22 protein-coding genes and 1 tRNA gene are annotated in these 23,792 nt (G+C 62.4%); 15 read left to right on the top strand and 8 right to left on the bottom strand.

Annotated elements, in window-relative coordinates:
- Position 1 precedes the first annotated feature (1 nt).
- Complete coding sequence (locus AC6CHO_RS15795) at positions 2–1,519, bottom strand: MmgE/PrpD family protein (RefSeq protein WP_498216383.1); 1,518 nt, start codon at positions 1,517–1,519, stop codon at positions 2–4.
- Positions 1,520–1,521: 2 nt separating this feature from the next.
- A complete protein-coding gene (locus tag AC6CHO_RS15800) occupies positions 1,522–2,169 on the bottom strand; it encodes a GntR family transcriptional regulator (RefSeq protein WP_498216385.1) in 648 nt (215 codons plus the stop codon).
- Positions 2,170–2,354: 185 nt separating this feature from the next.
- On the opposite strand from AC6CHO_RS15800, the gene AC6CHO_RS15805 reads away from it, so the two are divergent.
- A complete protein-coding gene (locus tag AC6CHO_RS15805; protein WP_498216387.1) occupies positions 2,355–4,271 on the top strand; it encodes an AMP-binding protein in 1,917 nt (638 codons plus the stop codon).
- 9 nt (positions 4,272–4,280) lie between these two features.
- Here AC6CHO_RS15805 and AC6CHO_RS15810 read toward each other — a convergent pair whose 3' ends face one another.
- Both AC6CHO_RS15810 and AC6CHO_RS15815 read right to left on the bottom strand, forming a co-directional pair.
- Positions 4,281–5,030 (bottom strand): response regulator, encoded by a 750-nt coding sequence (locus tag AC6CHO_RS15810; RefSeq protein ID WP_498216389.1) that lies wholly within the window; start codon positions 5,028–5,030, stop codon positions 4,281–4,283.
- On the bottom strand, positions 5,027–6,742 hold the full coding sequence (locus AC6CHO_RS15815) for a sensor histidine kinase (RefSeq protein ID WP_498216391.1): 1,716 nt from the start codon (positions 6,740–6,742) through the stop codon (positions 5,027–5,029). The genes AC6CHO_RS15810 and AC6CHO_RS15815 overlap by 4 nt, the downstream gene beginning before the upstream one ends.
- A 179-nt stretch (positions 6,743–6,921) precedes the next feature.
- Here AC6CHO_RS15815 and AC6CHO_RS15820 point away from each other — a divergent pair, with 179 nt between their 5' ends.
- The 3 genes from AC6CHO_RS15820 (at position 6,922) to AC6CHO_RS15830 (ending at position 9,399) form a co-directional block, all read left to right on the top strand.
- Complete coding sequence (locus tag AC6CHO_RS15820; RefSeq protein ID WP_498216392.1) at positions 6,922–8,220, top strand: cation:dicarboxylate symporter family transporter; 1,299 nt, start codon at positions 6,922–6,924, stop codon at positions 8,218–8,220.
- A gap of 82 nt (positions 8,221–8,302) precedes the next feature.
- Positions 8,303–8,959: a GDSL-type esterase/lipase family protein gene (locus tag AC6CHO_RS15825; RefSeq protein ID WP_498216393.1), complete on the top strand. Its 657-nt coding sequence runs from the start codon at positions 8,303–8,305 to the stop codon at positions 8,957–8,959.
- Complete coding sequence (locus AC6CHO_RS15830; RefSeq protein ID WP_444664692.1) at positions 8,956–9,399, top strand: cytidine deaminase family protein; 444 nt, start codon at positions 8,956–8,958, stop codon at positions 9,397–9,399. The genes AC6CHO_RS15825 and AC6CHO_RS15830 overlap by 4 nt, the downstream gene beginning before the upstream one ends.
- A 16-nt stretch (positions 9,400–9,415) precedes the next feature.
- Here AC6CHO_RS15830 and AC6CHO_RS15835 read toward each other — a convergent pair whose 3' ends face one another.
- The 3 genes from AC6CHO_RS15835 to AC6CHO_RS15845 all read right to left on the bottom strand — a co-directional run bounded on the left by AC6CHO_RS15835 (position 9,416) and on the right by AC6CHO_RS15845 (position 10,832).
- A complete protein-coding gene (locus AC6CHO_RS15835; protein ID WP_498216395.1) occupies positions 9,416–9,760 on the bottom strand; it encodes a VOC family protein in 345 nt (114 codons plus the stop codon).
- 101 nt (positions 9,761–9,861) lie between these two features.
- Positions 9,862–10,455 carry a TIGR03086 family metal-binding protein gene (locus tag AC6CHO_RS15840; protein WP_498216397.1) on the bottom strand — a complete coding sequence of 198 codons (594 nt, stop codon included), beginning with the start codon at positions 10,453–10,455 and terminating at the stop codon, positions 9,862–9,864.
- A 245-nt stretch (positions 10,456–10,700) separates the two neighbouring features.
- On the bottom strand, positions 10,701–10,832 hold the full coding sequence (locus AC6CHO_RS15845; RefSeq protein WP_498216398.1) for a hypothetical protein: 132 nt from the start codon (positions 10,830–10,832) through the stop codon (positions 10,701–10,703).
- A 186-nt stretch (positions 10,833–11,018) separates the two neighbouring features.
- On the opposite strand from AC6CHO_RS15845, the gene AC6CHO_RS15850 reads away from it, so the two are divergent.
- The 11 genes from AC6CHO_RS15850 (at position 11,019) to AC6CHO_RS15900 (ending at position 23,053) form a co-directional block, all read left to right on the top strand.
- Positions 11,019–11,915 (top strand): ParA family protein, encoded by an 897-nt coding sequence (locus AC6CHO_RS15850; protein ID WP_060701201.1) that lies wholly within the window; start codon positions 11,019–11,021, stop codon positions 11,913–11,915.
- Positions 11,915–12,814 (top strand): segregation and condensation protein A, encoded by a 900-nt coding sequence (locus tag AC6CHO_RS15855; RefSeq protein ID WP_060701203.1) that lies wholly within the window; start codon positions 11,915–11,917, stop codon positions 12,812–12,814. Before AC6CHO_RS15850 ends, AC6CHO_RS15855 begins: the two co-directional genes overlap by 1 nt.
- Complete coding sequence (scpB, locus tag AC6CHO_RS15860) at positions 12,807–13,397, top strand: SMC-Scp complex subunit ScpB (protein WP_060701205.1); 591 nt, start codon at positions 12,807–12,809, stop codon at positions 13,395–13,397. The genes AC6CHO_RS15855 and scpB overlap by 8 nt, the downstream gene beginning before the upstream one ends.
- A 99-nt stretch (positions 13,398–13,496) precedes the next feature.
- Positions 13,497–14,552, top strand: coding sequence for a pseudouridine synthase (locus AC6CHO_RS15865; protein ID WP_060701206.1), 1,056 nt, complete (start codon positions 13,497–13,499; stop codon positions 14,550–14,552).
- A gap of 3 nt (positions 14,553–14,555) precedes the next feature.
- Entirely contained in the window at positions 14,556–15,656 is a 1,101-nt protein-coding gene (locus AC6CHO_RS15870; protein ID WP_498216401.1) for a prephenate dehydrogenase, read from the top strand.
- Complete coding sequence (gene cmk / locus AC6CHO_RS15875) at positions 15,638–16,333, top strand: (d)CMP kinase (RefSeq protein ID WP_146274772.1); 696 nt, start codon at positions 15,638–15,640, stop codon at positions 16,331–16,333. The genes AC6CHO_RS15870 and cmk overlap by 19 nt, the downstream gene beginning before the upstream one ends.
- A 65-nt stretch (positions 16,334–16,398) precedes the next feature.
- The gene (der, locus tag AC6CHO_RS15880; protein ID WP_498216403.1) at positions 16,399–17,931 is read left to right on the top strand and encodes a ribosome biogenesis GTPase Der; all 1,533 of its coding nucleotides are present in this window, start codon (positions 16,399–16,401) and stop codon (positions 17,929–17,931) included.
- A gap of 100 nt (positions 17,932–18,031) precedes the next feature.
- A tRNA-Pro gene (locus AC6CHO_RS15885) sits at positions 18,032–18,108 on the top strand.
- A 74-nt stretch (positions 18,109–18,182) separates the two neighbouring features.
- The gene (locus tag AC6CHO_RS15890; RefSeq protein ID WP_498216405.1) at positions 18,183–19,025 is read left to right on the top strand and encodes a PhzF family phenazine biosynthesis protein; all 843 of its coding nucleotides are present in this window, start codon (positions 18,183–18,185) and stop codon (positions 19,023–19,025) included.
- 166 nt (positions 19,026–19,191) lie between these two features.
- Entirely contained in the window at positions 19,192–20,898 is a 1,707-nt protein-coding gene (abc-f, locus tag AC6CHO_RS15895; RefSeq protein WP_498216407.1) for a ribosomal protection-like ABC-F family protein, read from the top strand.
- 265 nt (positions 20,899–21,163) lie between these two features.
- The gene (locus tag AC6CHO_RS15900; RefSeq protein WP_498216408.1) at positions 21,164–23,053 is read left to right on the top strand and encodes an FAD-dependent monooxygenase; all 1,890 of its coding nucleotides are present in this window, start codon (positions 21,164–21,166) and stop codon (positions 23,051–23,053) included.
- Between the two features lie 227 nt (positions 23,054–23,280).
- Here AC6CHO_RS15900 and AC6CHO_RS15905 read toward each other — a convergent pair whose 3' ends face one another.
- Positions 23,281–23,643, bottom strand: a complete 363-nt coding sequence (locus AC6CHO_RS15905; RefSeq protein ID WP_498216409.1) for a DUF488 domain-containing protein — start codon at positions 23,641–23,643, stop codon at positions 23,281–23,283.
- Between the last annotated feature and the right edge of the window lie 149 nt (positions 23,644–23,792).

Genomic DNA, 23,792 nt, shown 5'->3' on the forward strand with positions numbered 1-23,792 from the left:
GCTAGAACAGACCCTTCGGTGCGGCCGCTGCGTTGATGACGCTCGCCGCGGCGACGATATTCAGCTGGTCCAGTTCGCCGGCGGCCAGGTTTTCAAGGTTTTCTGCGGCCGCGATGAAGCGGTCGATCTCGGCGTCGTCCACCAAGCCGGTGGCCAGGGTGCGGAACTTGTTGATGTACTGCTCGCGGGCGAAAGGACGGGCGCCCAGCGGGTGCGCGTCGGCCACGGCGATTTCATCGGTGATCACGGTGCCGTCGGCAAGGGTGATCTCCACCGAGCCGCCGAAGGCCTTCTCGGCGATGTCCAGCGAGTGGTAGCGGCGGGTCCATTGCGCATCTTCTTCGGTGGTGACCTTGTGCCACAGCTCCACGGTGTCGGCGCGGCCGGCACGTTCAGGGGAGTAGGAATCCACGTGGTGCCATGCGCCATCCTGCAAGGCCACGGTGAAGATGTACGGGATCGAGTGGTCCAGGGTTTCGCGGCTGGCGGTGGGATCGTACTTCTGCGGGTCGTTCGCGCCGGAGCCGATGACGTAGTGGGTGTGGTGGCTGGTCTTGATCAGCACCGAGGTGACGTTTTTCGGGTCGGTGGCCTCCGGGTGCTCGCCGTGCAGCTTGCGGGCCAGGTCGATCCAGGCCTGGGCCTGGTACTCGGCCGAGTGCTCCTTGGTGTAGGTGTCCAGGATGGCGCGCTTGGCTTCGCCGGCCTCTGGCAGCGGCACCTCGTAGGCGGCATCCTTGCCATCGAGCATCCAGGCGATGACGCCGTCTTCGCCCTCGTAGATTGGCACTGGGGAGGTCTGGCCGCGCATCGCACGGTCCGCGGCCTCCACGGCCATCTTGCCGGCGAAGGCCGGGGCGTGGGCCTTCCAGGTGGAGATTTCGCCCTTGCGCGACTGACGGGTGGCGGTGGTGGTGTGCAGGCCCTGTCCAACGGCCTGGAAGATGGTTTCGACATCCAGGCCCAGCAGGGTGCCGATGCCGGCGGCGGCCGATGGGCCCAGGTGCGCGACATGGTCGATCTTGTGCTTGTGCAGGCAGATGGCCTTGACCAGGTCCACCTGGATTTCGTAGCCGGTGGCGATGCCGCGGATCAGGTCCTTGCCCGAGGCACCGGTGTGCTGCGCAACAGCCAGGATCGGTGGGATGTTGTCGCCCGGGTGCGAGTATTCGGCGGACAGGAAGGTGTCATGGTAGTCCAGTTCGCGCACGGCCACGCCGTTGGCCCAGGCTGCCCATTCCGGAGAGACTTTTTCGGAGATGCCGAAGACGCTGGCGCCCGCCCCGCCGGTGGATGGGGCGTGGGTCAACGCCTGTGCGCGGGCGGCAATGATCGGTCCTCGGTTCAGCGAAGCGATGGCCACCGAGGCATTGTCGATGATGCGGTTGATGATCATGTCGGTCACTTCTGCTGTGACCTCTACCGGATCGGCGGCCACGGTGGCGATCTTATGCGCCAGCTGGTCTTCGCGAGCCAGGTTTTCCTCGGAGCGGTATACGCGTACAGGGTGCTTGATCATGGTCATTGCCTTTCTGATCCGGCCGCGTGGGCCATGATGTGGGTGAAGGATTGGTGCAGGTGAACTGTGGTGGCCGCCGCGGCAACCTCGGGATTCCCGCTGGCGATCGCTCGCGCTATGGCAGCATGTTCGCCGGCCGAGGCCTTGAGCCGTTGGGGGTTGTCCTTGGCCATGCGCCGAATCCGTTGCAGGTGAACCCGCAGGGTGCGCAATGCGTTGGACAGGTACTTGTTGTTCGCAGCTTCGTCGATGGAATCGTCGAGCAGCTGCACCAGCTGGTAGTAGGATTCGCGGGATCCGGGGATCGCTATTTCTAGGGCGGCGGCCTCAAAGCGCTGCGCAAGTTCGTCGAAGCTTGCTCGTTGCGCTGAGCTGGCTGCCTGCCGGGCGCTGGCGCATTCCAGCGCTACGCGCAGGACGAACAGGTCTTCTACGTGATCTTCGCTGACCTCCGAGACAACCGTGCCTCGCCCGCGTTGCGCTACCGCTAGTCCGTCGGCAACCAGCCGCCCCAGCGCCTCGCGAACTGGTGTGCGCGAAACGCCCAGGCGTTCTGACTGCTCGACTTCTGCGAGTACGGTGCCCGGAGCCAAGCGCCATTCGACAATGTCGGCGCGCAGGCTCTCATAGACCTTGTCGCTTGCTCTCATGCTGCAATTGTATACATGGCCCGTGGAAAATTGGGAGATATGAGAATATTTCCCAAAATCTTTTCAGTTTATGTATACATAAACCTTGTGGTGGCGTGACTTGGCTCATAGAGTTGTCGGCGAGGACGACCTCAGTCACCACGCAGGGGCCGGGCAATGACGCCCGGTGCCGGGAGGAAAGAACAATGGCACAGGAATATCGCCGGGCCTTCGCCCAGGCCACCAATGACCCCGCCACTTTCTGGCTGCAAGCGGCCCAGGATCTCCAGTGGGACATGGTGCCGCAAATAGCCATCGACGATTCGCGCAAGCCGCTCTATTCCTGGTTCCCCGATGGCAAGCTCAACCTTTCCAGCAATGCGCTCGATCGGCATGTTGCCGCCGGCCGCGCAGATCACACCGCGCTGATCCACGATTCAGCGATGCTGGGCAGCGTCGTCAGCTACACCTACGCGCAGCTGCTGAGCGAGGTCGAAACCTTTGCCGGCGTATTGGCAGGGCGCGGGGTCGGCATGGGGGATCGGGTGCTGATCTACTTGCCGATGATCCCGCAGGCCGTGATCGCCATGCTTGCTTGCGCCCGACTCGGTGCCGTGCATTCGGTGGTTTTTGGCGGCTTTGCCCCGAAGGAACTGGCGGCCCGTATTACCGACTGCGCGCCGGTCGCGGTGGTAACCGCCTCTGGTGGCATCGAGCCAAGCCGGCGCATCGAATACCTGCCGGCGGTGTCCGAGGCGCTGTCCCTGGCGGAACCAGCGGTTAGGGACGTGATCGTGGCCCACCGCGATGGGTTCGAGCATGGCCTCGCCGAATACCGGAACCAGCCCATCAACGGACAACAGGTCAATTGGCTGGACTGGGATGAGCTGGCGCAGCAGGCAACACCCGCCGCGGCCGTGCCCGTGCCATCAACCCACCCGCTCTACGTGCTGTATACCTCGGGCACCACCGGGGCGCCGAAGGGAGTGGTCCGCGATACCGGTGGCTACGGCACAGCGCTGCAGTACTCGATGAACGCAATCTACGATGTGCATCCCGGGGACACCATGTTCACCGCCTCCGATGTCGGCTGGGTTGTAGGCCACTCCTACATTGTGTACGCGCCGTTGATCGCCGGCGCAACGACGGTGCTCTATGAAGGCAAGCCGGTGGGCACGCCGGATGCCGGAGTTTTTGGGCGCATTATCGAGGACCACGGGGTCACAACGATGTTCACTGCGCCAACTGCGTTGCGTGCCGTGCGCAAGGTGGATCCGCAGGGCGCGCTGATCGCCAGCCATGACTTGTCCAGCCTGCGCGCGCTGTTTGTCGCCGGAGAGCGCCTGGACCCGGATACCTTCCACTTCGCTTCCGATCTTCTGCGGATTCCCGTGGTGGATAACTGGTGGCAGACAGAGACCGGTTGGCCGATCGCCGCGAATCCGCTGGGGCTGGAAGCGCTGCCGGCCAAGGCGGGATCGCCCACCACCCCGGTGCCTGGCTTCGCGGTGCAGATTCGCGATGGTCTGGGCGAAAAGCTGCCGGCGGGCCAGGAGGGGAATATTGTTGTCCGCCTGCCGTTGCCACCTGGAGCCTTGACCACGCTGTGGGGCAACGACCAGCGCTTTATCGACACGTATCTGGCGCAGATCGAGGGATGCTACCTGACCGGGGACTCGGGGTTCCTGGATGAGGACGGCTACCTCTTCGTGATGGGCCGCACCGATGACGTGATCAACGTTGCCGGGCATCGGCTGTCCACCGGCGCCATCGAGCAGGTGCTGGCCAGCCACCCGGCGGTCGCAGAATGCGCCGTGATCGGCCTGGCCGATGCGCTCAAGGGGCAGCGCGCCAGTGGCTATGTCGTGCTCAAATCCGGCGTTCAGATCGACGAGGCGACCTTGGCGCGGGAAATTGTCGCCTTGGTGCGCCAGCAGATCGGCGCCGTGGCGGACTTCCGCGAAGTCACTGTGGTCGCGGCGTTGCCGAAGACCCGTTCGGGCAAAATCCTGCGCAAGACCATGCGGCAGATTGCCGACGGCAAGGAGTTCACCGTTCCATCCACCATCGAGGACCCTGTGGTGCTCGATGAATTGGTACCGCTGTTGCGCGCGCAAGCCTAGGTCGGCGGCCTAGCTTCGAGGGGCTGCCCGGTATTCATATTCCGGGCGGCCCCTGGTGCCATGCCGCGGTTGTTTGAGCACTGCCCTGGTCTCGAACAGATGCTCCAGATAGCGCCGCGCGGTGACCCGCGAGATGCCCAGCTCTTCGCCCAGTTCGGTGGCTGAGAAGCACCGTTCGGCCTGCCGGGCAAGATGCTCGCTGATCTGTGCCAAGGTTTCCGGGATCAGGCCCTTGGGCAGGGACGCGGAAGCGGTAGATGTGCGCAGCGCGGAAAAGGCGGTGTCCAAGGCGGCCTGGCTGGTGTCCGGCCCGGTGGACCGCATGGTGGAGATGAAGCGGCGGTGATTTTCCAGCTTCTCGCTGAAGGCCGCAAAGGTGAAGGGCTTGATGAGGTACTGGGTGATGCCGGTGGCGACAGCGGAGCGGACCACGGCAAGATCGCGGACGGCGGTGATGGCGATGATGTCGGTGGTCAGGCCCAACCCGCGCATCCGCTTGGCCACGTCGATGCCGTGCAAATCGGGCAAGGTCATGTCCAGGAGGACCAGATCAAAGGCAGCCCCTGAATTCCGGGCACGAGTGAGCAGGGACAACGCTTCTTGCCCGTTGCTGGCGATCGCGCCGGTCGCGAATCCGCGGACCCGATTAACGTACTTGGCGTGGGACGCCGCGGTTTCGGGCTCGTCGTCAACCACGAGCACAACGATGTCCGCGCTGTTTGAAGACGGGGCGGGCGGGACGATGCGGGGATCTGTCATGGAACTCTCCTGGGCTGGCTGCTGGACTCTAGCGGAAGGGTCACAGTGAAGATCGCCCCGGCATCATTGTCAACATTCATTGTGCCACCTAGGCGCAGCACGGCCTGCTGCACCAGGGCCAAGCCCAGTCCGCGCGGCTGTGCCCCCTTTTTGGTGCTCACCCCGAAACGCAGCAGCTGGTCAAGGAATTCCGGTTCAATGCCGGGCCCGGAATCGGCCACGGATATGATCAGCTCCCCATGCCCCGCGGTGACCTCAACCCAGACGGTGGATTCCCTGGTGCCGGCGGAAACGTCCAAGGCGTTGTCCAAGAGGTTGCCCACGATGGTGACCATATCGCTGGCTGCCACCGCATCGGCAGGGATGAATCCCTGTGCGGTGATATCCAGTTTGACCCCGCGCTCATGGGCTTGGGCGGCTTTGGCCACCAGCAGGCTGGAGAGATAGGCGTCATCGATGGAATGCACGATGGCATCGGTGAGCTTTTGCGAATGCTGCCGATCGTCCACCGCAAAGGCCAAGGCCCGCTCGTTCTGGCCATTTTCTATCAGCGTGGCGATGGTGTGCAGCCGGTTGGCATGCTCATGGGTTTGCGCTCGCAGTGCGGTGGAGAAGGTTTTCAGCGACTGGACCTCGCCGGCCAGTTCCTGCACCTCGGTGAGGTCGCGCAAGGTCAGAACCTGGCCGGTGAGCGGCTGCACGCCAAGCCAGCGCCGAGGAGCGCCGCCTCGCCGGGGCAATCCCGCGTTGGTCAAGCGTGCGGGGCCTTGGGAAATGGACAGGACGCTGCGGGTTCCCAGATGGATTTCGTCTTTGCAGCTGCGGCCGGTGGCCATGAGCGTGCGCAGGGTTTCGGGCATCTGGACCTGGTCGAGATCCAGGCCATGAGGCGGTACCTCATCGGGCAAATCCAGCAATTTCGCGGCCTCTTGGTTATAGAGCACGATCCGATGCCGCCGATCGAGCAGCACCAGCCCTTCGCGCACCGAATGCAGTGCGGAGAAATAGAAGGCGTAGAGCCGGCGCAGACCATTCGGGCCGAAGCCCAAGGTCGCCTGGTTGACGTAGCGCGAGAAGCACCACGAGGTGAAGCCGGCCAGGATCAGGGCGAGTGCGGAAACCAGTAGGATTTGCGGCAGCTCGCTGCGGTAAATCGTCTGCAGGTTTTCCAGGGTGATTCCGGTGGCCACCAGCCCGACAAGCTTTCCGTCGTGGTACACCGGCGCAATGGTCCGCACCGAGCGTCCCAGGGTTCCCAGCGCCACCTCGTTATAGGTGTGGCCGGCGAGCGCCTGCTTGGTGGAACCTGCGTAGTTCTGGCCAATCCGCTCGGGATTGGGGTGGGTGACGCGCTTGGTGTCCGGGGTCATGATCGAAATGAAATCGACACCTTGGCCACGGTCCAGGATCTTGTTGGTATAGGGCTGCAGCAGTTCCGAGGGGTGGTCGTCGGCCAGCGCGCTGCTCACGAAAGGGTCGTTGGCCAGTGTAATGGAGATCGTGGCAACGGTGGCTTGCTTGTCGTCGAGGATGACCCGGGCCTGTTGCTGGTAGGTGGAAACCGCCATTCCAATGACCACCAAAATGACCACGAGCATTTGCGCGGCGAAGATCAGCACCGCAAAAGACCAGCCGTTGCGGCTCAGGGGAGCGGGGATTGCATCGTTCTGGGCCTCGCGGGGCGAGGACAGGTCCGTGAAGTGGTCTGTCATGTTGCGCTCCTCCTCTTGCGGTGTCTTCCTTTGGAGTGCTACTGCGTGACCAATATGAACGCAATAGAGATGCACATCACCTCGGCGCGCACCATTGAACAGAACGATTCTACGTAATACCGGCTTGGCAAGGACGCCAGGGGCGGTTGCAGGCACTTTTCAAGGGTAGGACTAACTACATGACTGTCACTGACGACATGAAGCCGGGCGGCAACTCAGCCCAGGCTGGAACGAAGAAAAAAGACAAGACCCACTGGCTGTACATCATGGTGATTGCCGCCGTGGTGCTCGGCGCAGCGGTCGGACTGCTCGCCCCGGACCTCGGCAAGGCGCTCAAGCCCCTGGGCACCGGTTTTGTGGCATTGATCAAGATGCTGATCGCCCCGGTGATCTTCTGCACCATCGCCCTCGGTGTCGGCTCCATCGCCAAGGCCGCTACGGTCGGCAAGGTCGGCGGCCTGGCGCTGCTGTACTTCATCACCATGTCCACCTTCGCACTGGCCATCGGCCTGGTCGTCGGCAACATCATCCACCCTGGGTCCGGACTGAAGCTCGAGCCATATGAGGCGAGCGCCGGCGGGGGAGACAACGCCACCGTCGCCTTCCTGCTGGAACTGATCCCGGGCGACATCCCGGTGCTGCCAACCCTGGTGCTGGCCCTGCTGGTCGGCTTCGCGCTGCAGTCCATGGGCAAGGCCGGCGAGCCGGTGCTCAACGGCATCAAGCACATCCAGGCAGTGGTCTTCCGCCTGATGATGATGATCATGTGGGTTGCCCCGATTGGTGCCTTCGGCGCCATTGCCGCAGTGGTCGGTGCCACCGGTTGGGCCGCCATCGGCTCCATGGCTATCCTGATGGGCGCCTTCTACATGACCTGCGCCCTGTTCATCGTTGTCATCCTTGGCACCTTGCTGCGCGTGGTGACCGGTCTGAACATCTTCTTGCTGCTCAAGTACCTGGCTCGCGAATACCTGCTGATCTTCTCCACCAGCTCCTCCGAGTCGGCCCTGCCGCGCCTGATCGCCAAGATGGAGCATGCCGGTGTTTCGAAGCCGGTTGTCGGCATCACCGTGCCAACCGGCTACTCGTTCAACCTTGACGGCACCGCGATCTACCTGACCATGGCAGCCCTGTTCGTTTCGACCGCCATGGGCATGCCGATGAACCTGGGCGAGCAGATCGGCCTGCTGGTCTTCATGATCGTCGCTTCCAAGGGCGCCGCCGGCGTGACCGGAGCAGGCCTGGCCACCTTGGCCGCCGGGCTGCAGTCGCACCGTCCGGAACTGCTGGACGGCATGGGCGTGATCGTGGGCATCGACAAGTTCATGTCCGAAGCCCGCGCGCTGACCAACTTCACTGGCAATGCCGTGGCCACCTTGCTGATCGGCAAGTGGACCAGGGAAATTGACATGGACCAGGCGAAGGCCGTGCTGGCCGGCAACCGTCCGTTCGACGAAACCAGCGTCGAGGGCCATTAGCCCGCAGTGAAGAATCCGCTATCCGAAGTGCTCGGGTAGCGGATTTTTTGCGTCTTGGAATCTTTGGGAGGATTGGCCTTGGGTGGCGGGACAGCCAACCGGTCGAGAGGACATCATGGGTGCAGCGCTGCGAGTGTGCTTCGTCGGGGATTCTTTTGTCGCGGGAGTCGGCGATGAAACCCACCGCGGATGGGCAGGACGGCTTATCGCCCGGGGAATCGAACGCGGCTACGCGCTCACCGGCTACAACCTCGGGGTGCGCGGCGATACCAGCGCCATGATCAGGCAGCGATTCGAAGCCGAATGCGCTGCGCGTTTTCCGCCAGGGGATCATGCGGTGGGCGTGGTGTTCTCTTTCGGCGTCAACGACGTCATCCGCTGGGGAGCGAAGCCACGGGTGGCAGCCGAAGATCGGATCCCCAACCTCGCGGCAATCCTGGATGCGGCCAGGGAACGGAGCTGGCCGGTATTGATGATCGGGCCGCCAGCGATCGCCGATGATGCCTTGAACACGGAACTGCTTGAGCTGGACGCGCAGATGCGGGCATTCTGCCGCTCGGAGATGGTGCCGTATCTGGGCGTCCACGAAGACCTGGCCGGCAATGAACTGTGGCGCGGTGAAGTGGCCGCCGATGACGGGGCGCATCCACGCGCCGCAGGATACGGCTTGCTGGCCGGGCTGGCCAGCGGGGCGTGGGATGCCTGGCTGCAGGACGTGGCAGCTAGGCTGGAGCCATGAACGCGACACCGTACCGGCTGCACTATCGAGAACTGGCTGATGCCGAAAAAGCGCTGGTCGAGCTGGCCCGGCAGACCATCGAGTCCACCACCGATGCGCCCGATGGCGGGGACGGGGTGCACACCATGGGCGCCGCGGTGCTGGCTGCCAACGGCACGATGCACGCGGGCGTGAATTTCTACCACTTCACCGGCGGGCCCTGTGCCGAGCTGGTGGCTTTCGGGGTGGCCCGTGCCGCCGGGGCCGTGGATCCGCAGGTGGTAGTTGCGGTGGGCAACGAGGGCCGCGGAATCAAGAACCCGTGCGGTCGCTGCCGCCAGGTGATGGCGGATAACTACCCGCAGCTGCGAGTCATCGTCGATACCCCGAACGGGCCGCGCAGCGTAAGCGCTCGCGAGCTGCTGCCGTTGTCATTCGATTGGGCGGCAGAGCAAGCCTGAGTTCCTGATGCCGGGCTCAGCGCGCGAGGCCGGTCAACGGGGAGGCGAGCACTACCCGGTTGCCGTCGGGATCCTGAAGCTGCAGGATTCGCGCCCCGCCGCCGGGCTGCGGGCCGTGATGCTCGATGCCCGATTCCAGCAGCCGCGACGCCTGGGCGTCGAGATCGGCAACTTCCAAGACCAGGGTGCTGTGCCCGGCGCGTTCGGGTTCGCAGTACACCTGGACGCCGTAGCCCGGGGCCAGATGCCATTCGAGCAATCCGTCCATGGGCCGCTGATCGGGGGATCTGCCAAAGAGCCGGGCATACCAGTGCTCGGCGCGGGCCACATCCGATACCGTGCAATTGCCGAGCATTCCCATGAACATCTGCCTCGCCCCTCACGCCGCCTGGTCCTGGTGTGTGGCACCATTTGACCACCGGGGTGCGCCCGGTTCAAGGACTTCTCCGGATCGAGGGCAAATTATCGGTGTGGGGTCCACGGCACTGGCCGGCCGAGGAACGCCGCGAGCCGGTCCAGCGCCGGTGCCTTATCGCCGACCGGTTGCGGGGGATCGAAGCGCCCGGAACGCGGAGAATCAGCGAGCTGCCCGCGGGCGAATTCCCATGCCTGCTGCGCCGAGGACTCCAGCACGGGATCATCCTCCAGCGCCTGGCCGGTGGCTTGGGCCAGATCCCAGAGGTGGGCGAGCAAATCGTAGCTGCGGATCTGCAGCCGCTCGAAGCCGGTGGCCGTGCCCATCGGGCTCTGGAAACTTTGTTCAAGCACCCCCGGGGCGCCAAAGGCGGCGAGCAGCAGCTGCGCTGAGCGGGCATAGGCCCCGGCCGGATCCTCGCCCAGCACATCGGCATCGCGAGAGGGTGGGCGCTGCCCGGACAGCATGGCGGCGAAGACCAGATTCATGCCCACCACATGCTCGAGCAGCTTGCGCACCGTCCAATCGCTGCACGGTGTGGGCGCATTCCACTGCGGGCCTGCAATGTTCTCGACGAGCCGGCCGCCGAGCTGCAACGAGTGCTCCAGGGAAGCGAGCACGGTCTGGGAATCCTTGTTCATGATGGTTCAAGTCTCCTGCCCAATCCCAGGCAGGGTCAATGGCCTGACGCGGCCAGCAGGTTTTGCAGGCGCGGGCCGAACGGGACTTCATGCTCCAGGGCCATCAGCTCGTGGACCGGCAGGTGCAGCTGTTGCGCAGCGAGGATCGACTGGATGTACTCCCAGTAATCGTGCAGGGCTTGGGCCGCGGTCGCCCCGGGGGCCGGTTCAGCCAGTTCCGCCTGCGGCCAGGGGCAATTGATGGACTAGCCCCGGTCATCGAGCACGACGATCAGCCGTCCGTCATCCAGCTGTGCCTGGAGCAGCACGGAAACACTGACTTCCTCGCTCTCCGGCTCGGCCACGGCCAGGCTGATGAACTTCACAAAGGTGCTCATCGTGTCCTTTCGCGAAATGCCAGTGCGCATCCAGCTCGCATACAACATTAGAGCTAAGGTTCAAGGTAAAGGCTCGCCGTGAATGAACCCAAAAAACCGGGATCTTTTACTTCGACCGATAACCTTGAAATGAGCCTACAGCTCAAAGAATTTGGTGTATCGAACGGGAAGTGTGGTTTACCCATCGTGAGCGAGGAACAGGGAAATAAGCACCGCGGGGCGGGGATGCTCAAGGAGCCTCGTCCGATGGGTCCAACTGGCAAGCCATTGACAGATTTCCCGGTGCCAGCACCGTTGCCATCGCACGGCCCAGCACGCGTGATCGCCATGGTGAACCAGAAAGGTGGGGTCGGCAAGACCACCTCCACCATCAACCTGGCCGCCGCGCTCGCCGAGTACGGCCGCAAGGTGCTGCTGGTGGACTTCGATCCGCAGGGCGCACTGTCCGCCGGGTTCGGCACCAACCCGCATGAAATGGACATCACCGTCTACAACGTGCTGATGGACCGCCAGGTGAAAATCACGGACGCGATCTTGCACACCGATGTGGAGAACATCGACCTGTTGCCAGCGAACATCGACCTGTCGGCGGCTGAAGTGCAACTGGTCAACGAGGTCGCCCGCGAGCAGGTCCTCGAGCGCGCGCTGCGCCACGTGATCGACGATTATGACGTAGTGCTGATCGACTGCCAGCCATCGCTGGGCCTGCTGACCATCAATGCGCTGACCGCCGCCCATGGCGTGATCATCCCGCTGACTGCAGAATTCTTCGCCCTGCGTGCCGTGGCCCTGCTGATGGAAACCATCGACAAGGTCAAGGACCGGCTGAACCAGGTCTTGGAGCTCGACGGCGTGGTGGCCACCATGTACGACGCGCGTACCCTGCACAGCCGCGAAGTGATCACCCGCCTGGACGAGGCCTTCGGCGACAAGCTCTTTGAAACGGTGATCAAGCGAACCATTAAATTCGCCGATGCCAACGTTGCTGCCGAGCCGATTACCACCTATGCGGCCAACCACCCCGGTGCCGAGGCCTACCGCAATCTGGCGCGTGAATTGATTTGGCGCGGTGGCGCCCCGTAATGAGCACCACGCTCACCGAGCAAACCGCCAACGATTCCGCCGAGCCAGCAGCAGCTGAGCAGGAATCGTCTGGCGGTTTTCGCCTTGCCCTGGACAATTTCAACGGGCCCTTTGACGTGCTGCTGCACCTGATCACCCAGCGCGAGCTGGACATCACCGAAGTGGCCTTGGCGGAGGTGACCGACGAATTCATTGCCTACCTGCGTGAGCTGCAGGCCAGCGTCGCCGAAGGCAACGACGGGATGAAGGTGCTCGATGAGACCACCGAATTCCTGGTGGTTGCCTCCACCCTGCTGGACCTGAAAGCGGCCCGCTTGCTGCCGCGCGGGGAAATGGCTGATGAAGAGGACTTCGAGCTGCTCGAAGCCAGGGACCTGCTCTTTGCCCGGCTATTGCAGTACAAGGCGTTCAAGCAGGCCGCCGAATTCCTGGGCGAGCGCTACGAGGCTGAAGGTTCGCGTCATCCGCGCGAGGTCTCCCTGGAACCGCAGTTTGCCTCCCTGCTGCCTGAATTGATTTTCAGCATTGGCCCCGACGCCCTGGCAGCCTTGGCGGCCAGCGCTTTGGCGCCGAAGCCGGAGCCGATCACCGAGGTGGGAATCGGCCACTTGCATGGGGCCAATGTCACGATTGCCGATGAAGCCGAGTCCATCACCGCCCTGCTGCAGGAGCGCGGACCGCTGGACTTCCGCGAGCTGGTCGCCGATGCTTCGGTTCATCTGGTGGTTGTGGTGCGTTTTCTGGCATTGTTGGAGATGTTCCGGCAACGAGCGATCAGCTTTGAGCAAGAAGACCCGCTCGGCCCGCTGCGGATCGCCCTGGCTTCGGAGTCCTCCTTCGATGCCCAAGCAGTACAAGACGAGTATGAGGGGAGCGGTGGTGAGGTGAATCATGAGTGAGATTGCACCCATTGACCAGCTGCCAGGAGGCCTGGAATCGGGCCTGGAAGCGGTGCTCATGGTCGCTGATATCCCCGTCAGCTCGGGGCGTTTGGCCGAAATCTTCCAGGTGCCGGCAGCGCGAGTTGCCGAAGCTTTGGAGAAACTGGCAACCGAGTATGATGGAAAGGATCGCCCGCGCGGATTTGAACTGCGTCGTGTCGCCTCCGGGTGGCGTTTCTATACGCGCAGCGATTACGCCGATTTCGTCTCCAGCTTTGTGCTCGACGGGCAGAGCGCGCGCTTGTCGCAGGCCGCCTTGGAAACCTTGGCTGTCATCGCTTACCGTCAGCCGGTCTCGCGTGGACGTATTTCGGCGATTCGAGGTGTAAACGTCGATTCTGTGGTGCGCACATTGCTCACCCGCGGATTGATCACGGAGTATCCGGAAACTGGCGATGGCGGTGCAACGCTGTACCAGACCACTGAATACTTCCTGGAACGACTGGGATTGGGCTCGCTAGATGAGTTGCCTGCGCTATCCCCGTATCTTCCTGGGGTGGCCGATCTTGAATCGCTCGATTCGGCAACCTACGACGACTAAGTAGCAGCCAGCTGGCGGCTACAACGGACTAACCACGCGTGAAGCCCCCAATCCATGGGCCCGCGCAGTGAAACGCAACAGCAAGGGACATAGCGAAGCATGAGCAGGGGATCATCCTCCGGCCGCACACCACGCGGCAACAATTCCAATTTTGGCGGCAAGCCAGCAGGCGGACGCGGCAAGCAGCAGGGCGGCAAGTCCTTCGGCGAGAAGCCCCACGACAAGTCTGCCTCGGGCAAGCCAGGCGCCAAGTCGAATTCGGCCAAGCGCAACACCTCGGCCCCGCGCAAGAATTCCGAGCGCGCCTTCGGCAAGGAGCGCTTCGGCAACTCCGTGCCCACCAACTACGCACGCCCGACCCAGCGCGCCCGCGCCCAGGCCCGTGCCGAGAGCCAGGCCTCTCGCGAAATCAATGGCGAGCAGCAGGACGGCATCCGCCTGCAGAAGGCCATGGCCAACGCCGGCGTCGCATCGCGCCGCGTCTGCGAGGAAATGATCCTCGAAGGCCGCGTCGAGGTCAACGGCAACCTGGTCGTCGAGCTGGGCTCCCGCGTGGATCCTGCCAAGGATTCCATCCACGTCGACGGCATGCGCATCCAGACGAACCAGGCCAACCGCTACTTCGTCTTCAACAAGCCGAAGCACGTGATGTGCACGATGGATGACCCCGAGGGCCGCCGCACCATCGCCGACTACTTCAAGAACGAGCACCACTCGCTGCGCCTGTTCCACGTCGGACGCCTGGACTACAAGACCGAGGGCGTGCTGATCTTGACCAACGACGGGGAGCTGGCCAACCGCCTGCAGCACCCGAAGTACGAGGTCCCCAAGACCTACCTGGTGCAGATTCCTGGGCCATTGCCACGCGCGGTGAGCAACCAGCTGCGCGAGGGCATCAAGCTGGAAGACGGCTGGATCAAGGTCGATGACCTGAAGATCATCGCCACCACCCCGAAGCATGTCATGGTCGAGGTCACCTTGCACTCGGGCCGCAACCGCATTGTGCGCCGCATGTTCGACGCCGTGGGCCACCCGGTCCAGCGCCTGGTGCGCGTCGCCGTGGGACCAATCCTGCTCGGCGACCAGAAACAGGGCACCATCCGCTCCCTGGGCAACCAGGAAGTCGGGCACCTGATGGCCATGGTGGGGATGTAGCCCATGCTGTCCTCTCACCTTGCCGGCCCAGTTCTGGTCATCGGCACCGGGCTGCTGGGCACCTCGGTGGGATTGGGCTTGCGCGCCAAAGGCGTGCCGGTCTATCTTGCAGATGTTTCCCCGACGGCTGCTGGGGTTGCCCAGGACATCGGGGCCGGCGTCCTGCTTGAACAGCGCGCCATTGCCCCGGAGCTTGTGGTGATCGGCGCTCCGCCGGATGTCACCGCCGCCCTGGTGGCCGACGCCCTGCTGGCCTACCCCAATGCCACCGTGGTGGATATCGCCAGCGTCAAGGGCTCGATCCTTTCGGCAGTGCTGGCCGATGATCGACTGGGCGAGGCCGAAACCTCCCGCTATGTGGGCACGCACCCGATGGCCGGACGCGAAAAGTCCGGCCCGGCCGCGGCCCGCGGCGAGCTGTTCACCTCGATGCCGTGGGTCATCTGCGCCCATGGCGGCGCGGATCCGGCACGAGTGAAGGTGGCTGAAGCACTGGCCATCGACCTTGGCGCTACGATGCACCGGATGTCGGTGGCCGACCATGACCAGTCGGTGGCGCTCATCAGCCACTTCCCGCAGGCGGCCAGCTCGATGATCGCCTCGCGCCTGCTCAATGCCGAAGCGCACCAACTGGCCCTGGCCGGCAACGGATTGCGGGACACCACGCGCATCGCCGCCAGTGACGAGAAGCTCTGGATCCAGATCTTTTCGCACAACGCCCAGGCGCTGGTGCCGATCCTGACCGGGATGAAAGAAGACCTGGACCGGCTGATCAGCACCCTGCGGAACCCGCACGGCCCCGGGGCCCTGCTGGATCTCTCCCAGCTGATGACCGAAGGCAACGCCGGCAAGGCCCGGATCCCGGGCAAGCACGGCGCCCCGCCGCAGGCCTTCGCCCTGGTCACGGTGCTGGTGGATGACCGGCCGGGGCAGATTGCCCGGTTGCTGGCCGAAATCGGCGAAGCGGGCATTAATATTGAAGATTTGCGCATGGAGCACTCTGCTGGCCATCAGGTCGGCATGGTGGATGTTTCGGTGGTTCCCGGACGCCGGGACGAACTGATTGACGTATTGACCAAGAACGGATGGAAAGTAGCCCAGTGAGCACCTTGAACAACGACCAGCTCGTCATCGCCATCGACGGCCCCAGCGGCTCGGGCAAGTCCTCGGTCTCCAAGGCCGTCGCCCGCGAACTGGGCGCAGCCTACCTGGACACCGGCGCCATGTACCGCGCCATCACCTACTCGGTGCTCGCAGACGGAACGGACCTGTCGGACGCCAACGCCATTGCCCAGGCCGTGCGCGATGCCCAGCTGGAAATCTCGGTGGATCCGGATGCCGAGCTGGTAGAGATCGGCGGCGTGGATGTCACCGCGGCGATCCGCGAGCCGCGCATTTCCGAACAGGTCTCCACCGTGGCCACCAACCTGGACGCGCGTGCCGAACTGGTGCGCCGCCAGCAGGAAATCATCAAGGCCAACCTCCGCATTGTTGCCGAAGGCCGCGACATCACCACCGTGGTGGCCCCGGATGCCGACGCCCGCATCCTGCTCACCGCCTCGGAAGAGGCCCGGCTGCGCCGCCGCGGATTGCAGCTGGGCGGCACCCAGAACGATTCGCAGCTGGCCAACCAGGTGCTGGCTCGCGACGCGAAGGACTCCACGGTGGTGAACTTCACCCAGGCTGCCGACGGCGTGATGACCGTGGATTCTTCGGACCTGGATTTTGAACAAACCATCGCCGCGGTGCTTGACGCAATCAGCACCGCAACGAAAAACTAGCCACAAGCTGGTGCCCATCCTCGGCGAGAGCCGATGAAGATTACGATCGCTGTGAAGGGAAAATCATGAGCGAGAACAACTCCACCCACGACGAGGAATACATCCCCGTTGGAGACGACGATATCGCCGAGCGCCTGGCCGAACTGAGCGAGGAAGAAGCCGCCATCCGCGCGCAGGCTTTGCTCAGCGGACTGGAAGACTACGAACTGGACGAGGAAGACTCGGCCCTGCTCGCCGGTCTGGACGACTTTGATGACGACGACGCCGAGGTGGTCATTCCACCAGTGCTCGCCGTGATCGGCCGCCCCAACGTGGGCAAGTCCACCCTGGTCAACCGCATCCTGGGCCGCCGCGAAGCCGTGGTGGAAGACACCCCGGGCGTGACCCGCGACCGCGTGTCCTACTCTGCCGAGTGGATGGGCCGCCCCTTCACCATCGTTGATACCGGTGGCTGGGAGCACGATGCCAAGGGCATCCATGCTTCGGTGGCTGACCAGGCGGAAATTGCTGCCGATGTCGCCGATGCGATCCTCTTTGTGGTGGACTCGCATGTTGGCGCCACCGCGACCGATGAGGCCGTGGTCAAGATGCTGCGCAAGAAGGGCAAGCCGGTCTTCCTGGTCGCCAACAAGGTGGACGATTTCAACCAGGAAGCCGAAGCGGCCATGCTCTGGGGCTTGGGCTTCGGCCAGCCCTGGCCAGTCTCGGCGCTGCACGGCCGCGGCACCGCGGACCTGCTGGATGCCGTCATGGAGAAGCTGCCTGAGCATTCCGCCTTTGGCGGCTTGATTCCATCCGGCGGGCCTCGCCGCGTGGCCCTGATCGGACGCCCCAATGTGGGCAAGTCCTCGCTGCTGAACAAGCTGGCTGGTTCCGAGCGCGTAGTAGTCGACGACTATGCCGGCACCACCCGCGACCCGGTGGACGAACTAATCGAGCTTGGCGGAAACATCTGGCGCTTTGTCGATACCGCAGGCATCCGCCGCCGCCAGCACATGGCTGTGGGCTCGGATTACTACGCATCCCTGCGCACCCAGACTGCGCTGGAAAAGGCCGAGGTCGCAGTGATCCTGCTGGCCGCCAACGAGATCGTTTCCGAGCAGGATGTGCGCATCATCCAGCTGGCCATCGAGGCCGGCCGTGCGATGGTCATCGTGTACAACAAGTGGGATGAGGTGGACGAGGACCGCCGCTACTACCTGGACCAGGAAATCGACCGCGACCTCGCGCACATCGAATGGGCCCCGCGGGTGAACATTTCGGCTAAAACCGGATGGCACAAGGACAAGCTGGTTCCTGCGCTGAACACCGCGCTGGACTCGTGGGACAAGCGCATTCCCACCGGAAAGCTCAACGCCTTCCTCGGCGAACTGGTTGCAGCCCACCCGCACCCGGTCCGCGGCGGCAAGCAGCCACGCATCCTCTTCGGCACCCAGGCCTCGGCCCGCCCGCCGCGCTTTGTGCTGTTCACCACCGGATTCCTCGATCCTGGCTACCGCCGATTCATCACGCGCCGCCTGCGCGAGACCTTCGGATTTGACGGCACGCCGATCGAAGTATCGATGCGAATCCGCGAACGACGCGGTCGCAAGCGCTAGAGTTCGAAATTAGCCCTTCACTTGGTGTAGGGTAATAACGGAGCTTTTGCAGACGGCACCCTTGGTTCTCACGACTCGGGGATAACGGCTGCGGAGGCATCGGGCTATGGCGCAGCTTGGTAGCGCGCCTCACTGGGGGTGAGGAGGCCGTGGGTTCAAATCCCGCTAGCCCGACCAAATAGCACAACCCCGTCGAGACCAGTCTCGGCGGGGTTTTGCGCATTCGGGAACTAGTTCGGAAGGCCAGCCCCATGCAGCGTCGGTTCTACCAGGTTGATGTTTTCAGCGACACTGCCTACAAGGGCAACCCGCTGGGCGTGGTGCTTGACGGACAGGATTTGGAGACGCAAGCGATGCAAGATTATTCGCTCTGGTCCAATCTTTCCGAAGTCACTTATGTCCTGCCGGCCACCGACCAGCAGGCAGATTTCCGATTCCGCATTTTTGCCCGGCAGCACGAGTACCGTTTCGCCGGGCATCCTGCCCTCGGAACCGCCCGTGCTTGGCTGGAAGCAGGGGGAGTGCCACGCAATCCGCGCCAGCTCATCGTGCAGTGCGGCGCCGGATTGGTGCCCATCAACATTGACGGGAACTTGCTCTCCTTCGCTTCTCCGCCTGCCATTCGCTCCGGCGAGCTGGAGCCCGGGGAACTGGCGGACCTTGTAGGGATTCTGGACATTGATCCAGCCGCAGTCAAGGACGCCCAATGGGTTGACAACGGGCCGGGGTGGGCCGGGATACTGCTGGAGAATTCGGAACAGGTCCTGGATATTGTTCCGAAAATTCCGCAGCGGCCAGGCCGGTGGAAGATCGGGGTCTTCGGGGCCCTGCCGCAGGAGCGATGGCCAGAAAAGTTTGAAGTCCGGGCGTTGACCATTGAAGATGGGGCATTGCGTGAAGACCCGGTGACTGGAAGCCTGAACGGTGCCGGGACCCAATGGCTGATCGACTCTGGATATGCCAGTGCGCCATTGGTCAACCGCCAAGGCGCAAAGGCTGGCCGCGACGGCCAAGTGCATGTGAGCGTGGCCGGCAATCAGCTCTGGGTTGGCGGCGCTACCTCGATATTGATCAGCGGAACCATCGAGCTCTAGCCTTGAAAGATGGGCACGATAATTTCCGGGATCTGATTCCTCCAGGCAGCAGGCGATTGCACGCCGCACCTTCCCTCTCTTTTCTTTTGCATCATTGTGATGCCCAATCTTCGCCAGCCTCCGGAAAGTACTCTGGTGGGCCGTTGGCGTCAGGCAGGAATATCCCATGACCCATCCACATGATCAGCGCCAGCCAGCGCTCGAGAATCCCGAGCACGACCCCGACTACATCTGTTCCCTTCGAAGCCTCAGCGTCAGCTTTGGCGAACGCGACGTGCTGGTCGACTGCGATTTGTCGATTTCCGGCAAGGAGCGGCTAGCAGTGCTCGGGGATAACGGATCAGGCAAGTCCACGCTGATGCGTGTCATCGCTGGAAACTTGGAGGTCGAGCGAGGAGAACGGCACATCAACGCCCCGGGCGGCGTGGCCTATGCCGCGCAGAATCCGCGCTTCACCGCTTCGATGAGCATTCAGCAAGTCATCGATTCGTATCATGCCCGCTTTCGCGAGCTGGAGAACCTGATGCGGGTCATCAGCCTGAAGCTCCAAGGTGCACAGGGCCCTGCTGCTGAACGCCTGATGGCCCAACTGCAACAGGTGACTGATATCTACGAAGCGGCCGACGGCTATACCCTGGCCCAGCGGCTGGACAGCGCCCTGCAACAACTTGGATTGGGGGAGCAGGACCGAGAGCGCGGAGTCTCGCGCCTGTCCGGTGGCCAGCGATCCCGGCTCGCCTTGGCTTGCGTGCTGTGCTCTGGCGCGCAGCTGCTGTTGCTTGATGAACCGACCAACGATCTTGACGAGGCGGCGCTGGCCTGGCTGGAACGCAGCTTGGACAGGCACCGAGGGGCCTTGGTGCTGATCACTCACGACCGCATGTTCCTCAAGCGCTTTGCGCGTTCGATCCTCGAAGTCCATGATGGGCAACTGAGCCGATATGGCAATGGATATGATGGCTACCTCCATGCCAAGGAGCAGGAACGGATCGCGGCTCAGGAAGCCTATGCCACATGGGGGGCTGAGATGGAGCATTCGCGGAAGCTGGTGGAGAAGAACGTGGCGCGTGCCGCGGCCATTCCACGAAAAATGGAAATGGCGGGCTTTGGGCACGGCAATTTCCGTTTACGGGAACGGAGCCACGGGTCGGCCTCCAAAATCCGCCAGGCCAAGTCGCGGATCGAAGAGCTGGAAGCCAGTCCGGCGCCCAAACCAGCCGCTGAACTTGAATTTTCCATGCCGGCAGGCGCCACCGGTCCAGAAACCGCCAAGACCTTGATCCGCGTGGAAAAGGCCCAACGCTCGGAACTGCCGGCGCTGCGCACCGGATCGTTCGAGATCAAGCTCGGCGAACGCTGGATGGTGACCGGACCGAACGGGGCCGGGAAAACGACGCTGCTCAAAATGCTGGCCGGCGAGTTGTCCTATGACAGCGGCCAGGTTCAATTGACCCAGCAATTGCGCTGTGCCTGGCTGCGGCAGGAGCTCGGCGAGGTGCCGGGGCAGAGCCTGATCGAAGCCTTTGCGCTGGCGACAGATCAATACGTTGAAGATGCCGCCGAAGTGCTGGCCAAGCTTGGGCTATTTGCGCCCCAGGACTTCTTGCGCCACCCCCTGGCCTTGTCCGTGGGGCAACGACGCAGGCTCGAACTGGCAATCGCTGTGAGCTCCCAGGCGCACATCTTGTTCTTGGACGAGCCCACGAACCATATTTCGCCGGCATTGGTCGAACAGCTTGAAGGTGCATTGGTGGCCTTCCCCGGGACTGTAGTCACCGTGAGCCATGATCGGCGATGGCAGCAGAAACTCAAGGAGCACGGATCATTGCACCGATTGCAGGTACAGGATGGTCACGTACAAGTAATTCAGTAGAGTTCGCCAACTCGATGGCCCTCAGGGGCTTTCGCCTGCGAGCAGCGCCAACTAGGCGCGGCTCGAACGCCCCAACAAACCTTTGCGGATTGCTGGGGCGTTTTCCATGCCCGGAGCCAGCGGTACTTCGCGGCGCCGACAGGCGCCTTGTGCGTGAGCTCACAGATTGTATATGATCGGTGTGCGATAAAAGATTACTGTGTTCGTTTATAGAACTTTGAGCGAGATGCTTGATCGCACTGCTAGAGAAATGGGGAATGGAACAATGCAGTTTCACCACAACGGATACGTTTCCGCTGATCCGCGTAAACAGCCAGCTGCCGGTAAGGGAACAGACCGCCCAAAGCAGCTTCCTGACCGAATGGATGTGCTGGTTGTCGGCACCGGGCCAGCGGGCATCATCGCCGCTGCCCAGCTCTCGCAGTTCCCTCAAGTGCACACGCGAATCATTGACCGACGTCCGAGCCGCCTGGAAATTGGTCAAGCCGACGGCATCCAGTCTCGAACCGTTGAGACATTCCAGGCATTTGGATTTGCCGAACGCATTACCTCCGAGGCGTACATCATCAAAGAGACCACATTCTGGAATCCCGACCCGGAAAACTCGGAATGCATTATGCGAACCGACCGCACCCCGGATGATCCAACTGGTGTCAGCGAATTTCCGCATCTGGTGGTCAACCAAGCCCGCGTGATCGATTATTTCGCCGAGTATGCCTATAACTCGCCGGCGCGGATCACTCCGGATTTCGGCTGGGAATTCAAGGAACTGGTGATTGAAGATGGCCACGCGTATCCAGTGAAGGTCACCCTGCTTGCCTGCGGAGACAAAGCTCCGGGCATTGAGCGAGTGGTGCGCGCTAAATACGTTGTTGGCGCGGATGGCGCGCGAAGCAACGTCCGTCGTTCTATCGGAGCGAAGCTTTCTGGAGACAAGGCGAACCACGCTTGGGGTGTTATGGATACCTTGGCACTCACCGATTTCCCTGACGTTCGAACCAAATGCGCGATTCACTCCGGGGCCGGTTCAATTTTGCTGATCCCGCGTGAAGGCGGCCAGCTCTTCCGGCTCTACGTCGATCTGGGCGAAGTCCCAGAAGGTGATGACGGCAAAGTTCGCGAAACGCCGCTGGAAGAAATCATTCAACGCGCCAAAGCGATTCTGAATCCCTACACGTTGGATGTGAAGGACATTGCATGGCATAGCGTCTACGAGGTCGGGCATCGTCTCGCAGATCGTTTTGATGACATTGCGCCGGATGAGAATTGCATTCGAGAACCGCGGGTATTCATCACTGGCGACGCCTGCCATACCCACTCGGCGAAGGCTGGACAGGGAATGAACGTGTCCATGCAGGACGGTTTCAATCTGGCCTGGAAGCTCGGATATGTCTTGACCGGGCGGTCTCCACAAAGCCTTCTGCGCACGTATTCAACAGAGAGAAAGATGATCGCCAGGGACCTCATCGACTTTGATAAGCAGTGGTCCTCCATCATGGCGGCCACGCCGGAAGCGCTGCAGGGCCAGGAGGGAGCCGCCGAGTTCTACGTGCGTACCGCCGAGTTCCCGGCTGGTTTCATGACTGAATATGCTCCTTCGGTGCTAACGGCCGTCCACGATCACCAGGACTTGGCGGCAGGATTCCCGATTGGGAAGCGATTCAGATCTTCGGAAGTCATGCGGGTCGCCGATGCCAGTCCACGGCACTTGGGGCACCACCATCGGGCCGATGGCCGTTATCGAATTTACGTCTTTGCCGACCGAGCCCGAATAGGCGAACCAAGCAAAGTTGCCACGCTGGCGAATTGGCTATTGGAATCGAAGGATTCCCCGGTGCGCCGCTTCACACCGCAGGATGCTGATCTTGATTCCCTGTTTGACGTGAAGGTGATCTACCAACAGGATTACGCCTCGATGAACATCAATGATGCTCCGAAAATCTTCCGGCCCAATGTTGGCGAGCTGGGACTCATGGACTATGAAAAGGTCTATGCGGCGTGGGAATCCTCAGATATTTTCGAAGAGCGCCAGATTTCGCGCGATGGCGCGATAGTCATCGTCCGCCCTGACATGTACGTGGCCCATGTTCTGCCGCTGGATTCCATTCAGGATCTAGCAGGCTTTTTTGACGATGTCTTGGTTCCACGCATCTAGGCCGCTACTCCAGAACGCAGCAGGGGTCCGGTCGGCAGCGGCCGGACCTATGCTGCTTTTCCAGATGGCTGCCTGAGGAATATTTCGCGGGCTCGGCAAGTTGAAGCATGTGAACGGTGAAATGATTCATTGAAAGGATGGTGCAATGAGCCGGGAGTTCAGTTTTGACCTTCAGCAAGTTGTTGAATCGGATTTCGTGTGTGCCGATGGTGTCTGTTTCGTACCGCCTACTGACGCTTCAACTGGTCAAGCAAATACTCACGCAGGGTCATCGCGTGATTAGCCTGTTCATTGCGAGCGGCAAAAACCAAAGTCACCGTGGGCAGGTGTTCGATCAGCTCCAGAAAGTCGTCGACCGCCGGATTCTGATTTAGCTCGGCCCTGTAGAACTGGGCAAATTCTTCAAAACGATCCGAGTCGTGGTTCCACGCCTTGCGGAGCTCGGAACTAGGAGCCAAGGACTTGGCCCACTGGTCCAACTTGAGCTTGGACTTGGTAAGTCCCCTTGGCCATAAACGGTCAACCAGTATTCGGTAGCCGTCCTTGTCGTCTGGTTCCGCATAGGCGCGCTTAATCAGTATTTCAGTCATTGTCCACCTGCGAAGTTCTGCTCAACGCTTGCACTGCCACCCTATACCGCGAAAGACTGGTGCTATAGCGACGGCCGCATCAATGCTCTTTCAGCAGTGGAAGGATCGCCAGGAAATCCACGCATCGGAAAATATCGATATTTCTGTTA

Source organism: Glutamicibacter sp. GQ173 (assembly GCF_059759215.1).